Origin of the sequence: Mycobacterium sp., from assembly GCF_044342925.1 — a bacterium.
GTDB lineage: Bacteria > Actinomycetota > Actinomycetes > Mycobacteriales > Mycobacteriaceae > Mycobacterium.
On the sequence record NZ_JBIIOV010000234.1, the window covers coordinates 1 to 3,763 of the forward strand.

Genomic DNA, 3,763 nt, shown 5'->3' on the forward strand with positions numbered 1-3,763 from the left:
TCGATCGAGGTGTCCTCGACCCGCAAATCGTCGTGCATCTGCCGGCGTGGCAATTCCCGAAGCAGGCGTCGGGCCTCCTCGACACCACCGTCGACTGTCAGCTGGAACGGCATCGCATCCAGTACCTTCTGCAGTATGGCGTCGATGGGCGGTTTGTCGGTGGGTTCAGCCATGGACCTAACCTACGCATCCGCCGCGACGGCGGTGCGCAGATGGTGGACCGCCGGTGTATTTGCTGCGGTGGGCTATGGCGTGTTCCTGACGATCACCGCGCTGCGGGTTCCGGCCGGGGCCGAACTGACCGGCCGATTCGCCGCCCAGCCCGCCGCCAAGGCCGCCATGGCGATCCTGCTGGCGCTGGCCGCAGTGAAGCATCCGATCGCCCGCGAGCGCCGTTGGCTGGTCCCGGCCCTGCTGTTCTCCGCCGGCGGCGACTTCTTCCTGGCGATGCCGTGGTGGAAGCCGGCGTTCGTGTGCGGGCTGGGCTGCTTCCTGGTGGCGCACCTGTGTTTCATCGGTGCGCTGCTGCCGCTGCGGGGCAACTATTCGTTGCTGCGGCTGGGGCTGATCGGGGTCGTCGTCGTCGGCTTCGCCGCCATGATGGTGTGGTTCTGGCCGCGACTGATCGCCGAGGGCCTCACCGTGCCGGTGCCGCTCTACATGACGGTGCTGGGCGTGATGGTGTCGGCGGCGCTGGTCGCGGCGCTGCCGACAGTGTGGACGGCGGTGGGTGCGCTGCTGTTCGCGGTGTCCGACGGCATGATCGGCGTCGGTCAGTTCGTTCTGCAGTCCCGGGCGCTGGAACTGCCGATCTGGTGGGTGTACGCCGCCTCGATGGTGTGCATCACCGCGGGATTTTTCTTCGGCCGGACTTCGGCCGACTGATACGAGGCCGACCGAGTACAAAGGGAAAAATGAAAGCCTTACGACTGGTGCTTGTCACGCTCTTCGTCCTGCTGTTGTCGTCGTGCGCTGGGCGCACGGAGAACCCGCTGCCGTCGTGGAACGACGGTGACGCGCGCTCAGCCATCGTGTCGTTCGTCGAGCGCGTCACCAAAGAGGGTTCGCCGGACTTCGTTCCGGCCCCCGAGCGGATCGCCGTGTTCGACAACGACGGCACCCTGTGGCCGGAGAACCCGCTTCCCTTCCAGTTGTCCTTCGCCGTCGACGAGACCAACCGGATGGTGGCCGAACAGCCTGAGCTCAAAGAAGATCCGATGGTGCAGGCCCTGCTGGCCCGCGACTTCAAGACCCTACTGGCCGGCCCGCACCACGACGGGCTGCTGCGCATCATCGCGCTGACCCACGCCGGGATGACCACCGACGAATTCGACACCCGGGTGCGCGATTGGATGGACACCGCCAAGCACCCGAAGTTCGACCGGCCCTACGACCAGCTGACCTACCAGCCGATGCAGGAGGTGCTGAAGTACCTGCGCGACAACGGTTTCCAGACCTTCATCGTCTCCGGTGGCGGCGCGGACTTCATGCGCGCCTGGTCTGACCGGGTCTACGGCATCCCGCCGGAGCAGGTCGTCGGCTCCACTGGCCGGGTGACCTATGAAATGCGCGACAGCGGCCCGGTTCTGGTCAAGACGCTGGATTACCTGTTCGTCGACGACAAGGCCGGCAAGCCGGCGGGTATTCATCAGTTCATCGGGCGGCGTCCGATCGTCGCGTTCGGCAACAGCGACGGCGACAAGGAGATGCTGGAGTACACCACCGTCGACAACCCCAAGCCCAGCCTGGGCGTGCTGGTGCACCACACCGACGATGTTCGCGAATACCAGTACGACGCAAACCCCACCGGCAGCGGCAAGCTGGTGGAGGCGCTCAAGGACGCACCGAAGCGGGGCTGGACCGTGGTCAACATGAAGGACGACTGGACCGAGATCTTCTCCGCGCCCGACGGGAGCAATTGATCACATCGGGCCGGCGCGCCGCCGAACACGAACCCATCGCCCGGGTGCTGCCCATGCTCTCGGTGCCGCACCTGGACCGCGAGTTCGACTACCTGGTCTCCGAGGAGCAGTCCGACGACGCCCAGCCCGGGGTTCGGGTGCGGGTCCGGTTCCACGGCCGGCTGGTCGACGCGTTCCTGCTGGAACGGCGCTCGGACACCGATCACGTCGGTCAACTGGGCTGGCTGGACCGGGTGATCTCCAGCGAACCGGTGCTCACCGCCGAGGTGCGCCGGCTGGTCGGTGCGGTCGCGGCCCGCTACGCCGGCACCCGCCCCGACGTGCTGCGGCTGGCCATCCCGCCCCGGCACGCCGGCGCCGAGAAGACCCAGCGCGCGGCCCCGCTGCTGCCGGTCGTCACGCCCGTCGACCCGGCCGGCTGGGCCCGCTACAACCGCGGCGAGGCATTCCTGGAGGCGCTGCGCGAAGGCCGTGCGGCCCGCGCGGTATGGCAGGCCACGCCGGGGGAGAGCTGGTGTGACCGGCTGGCCGAGGCGGCCGCGGCGGCGGTCAGCGGCGGCCACGGTGTGCTTGTCGTGGTTCCCGACCAGCGCGACATCGACGCGCTGTGGCAGGCAGCGACCAGCCTGATCGACGAGTCCGCGGTGGTCGCGCTGGCGGCCGGGCTGGGCCCGTCGGCGCGGTACCGCCGCTGGCTGTCGGTGCTGCGCGGGGAGGCCCGCCTGGTGATCGGCACCCGCAGTGCGGTGTTCGCGCCCGTCGACCGGCTGGGTCTGGTGATGGTGTGGGACGACGGCGACGACTCGCTGGCCGAGCCGCGCGCCCCCTACCCGCATGCCCGCGAGGTCGCGATGCTGCGCGCCCACCAATTGCGTTGCGCCGCAATGATCGGCGGCTACGCCCGCACCGCCGAGGCCCACGCCCTGGTGGCCGGCGGCTGGGCGCATGACCTGCTGGCGCCGCGGCCGGTGGTGCGGGCCGCCGCGCCGCGGGTGATCGCCCTGGACGACGACGGCTACGCCGAGGAGCGCGACGCCGCCGCCCGCAGCGCCCGGCTGCCGTCGATGGCGCTGCGCGCCGCGCGCTCCGCGCTGGACCGCGGCGCGCCGGTGCTGGTGCAGGTGCCGCGGCGAGGCTATCTACCCACGGTGGCCTGCGCCCGCTGCCGCACCGTGGCGCGGTGCCGGCACTGCATGGGGCCGCTGTCGCTGTCGGATCGCGGCGCCGAGGGCGCGGTGTGCCGGTGGTGCGGACGCATCGACTCGGCGCTGCGGTGCCGTCGCTGCGGATCCGACGCCATTCGCGCGGTCGTCGTGGGCGCCCGGCGCACCGCCGAGGAACTGGGCCGGGCCTTTCCCGGCACACCGGTGGTGACCTCCGCCGGCGACTCCGTGCACCCGTCGATCGGCCCCGGACCGGCGCTGGTGGTCGCCACCCCCGGCGCCGAACCGCGGGCCCCCGCCGGTTACGGCGCGGCGCTGCTGCTCGACGGCTGGGCGCTGCTGGGCCGCCAGGACCTGCGCGCCGCCGAGGACACCCTGCGGCGCTGGATGGCTGCGGCCGCGCAGGTGCACTCCCGGGCCGACGGCGGCACCGTCGCGGTGGTGGCCGAATCGACCATCCCCACCGTGCAAGCTCTGATCAAGTGGGATCCGGTGGGTCATGCCGACGCCGAACTGGCCGGTCGCACCGCGGTCGGTCTGCCGCCGGCGGTACACCTGGCCGCCGTCGACGGGGGTTCGGAGGCGGTGGCCGCCCTCATCGCCCAAACCGCCCTACCGCCGGACGCCGAGGTGCTCGGTCCGGTGGACCTGCCGCCGGGGGTGCGCCGCCCGCCGGCC

The 3,763-nt window shown here is 71.2% G+C and carries 3 protein-coding genes; all 3 read left to right on the plus strand.

Annotation, left to right across the window (positions count from 1 at the left end):
- The first annotated feature begins 171 nt into the window (after positions 1 to 171).
- The gene (locus ADBZ6I_RS16560; protein WP_526385769.1) at positions 172 to 885 is read left to right on the plus strand and encodes a lysoplasmalogenase family protein; all 714 of its coding nucleotides are present in this window, start codon (positions 172 to 174) and stop codon (positions 883 to 885) included.
- Positions 886 to 914: 29 nt separating this feature from the next.
- Positions 915 to 1,922: an HAD family hydrolase gene (locus ADBZ6I_RS16565; RefSeq protein WP_526385771.1), complete on the plus strand. Its 1,008-nt coding sequence runs from the start codon at positions 915 to 917 to the stop codon at positions 1,920 to 1,922.
- 53 nt (positions 1,923 to 1,975) lie between these two features.
- Positions 1,976 to 3,763, plus strand: a 1,788-nt coding sequence (locus ADBZ6I_RS16570) for a primosomal protein N' (RefSeq protein ID WP_526385773.1), incomplete at its 3' end; no start/stop codon positions are given.

Bases quoted from the DNA above. Each gene is read 5' to 3' on its own strand.
- ADBZ6I_RS16560 (WP_526385769.1), top strand. From the start codon at position 172: ATGGACCTAACCTACGCATCCGCCGCGACGGCGGTGCGCAGATGGTGG.
- ADBZ6I_RS16565 (WP_526385771.1), top strand. From the start codon at position 915: ATGAAAGCCTTACGACTGGTGCTTGTCACGCTCTTCGTCCTGCTGTTG.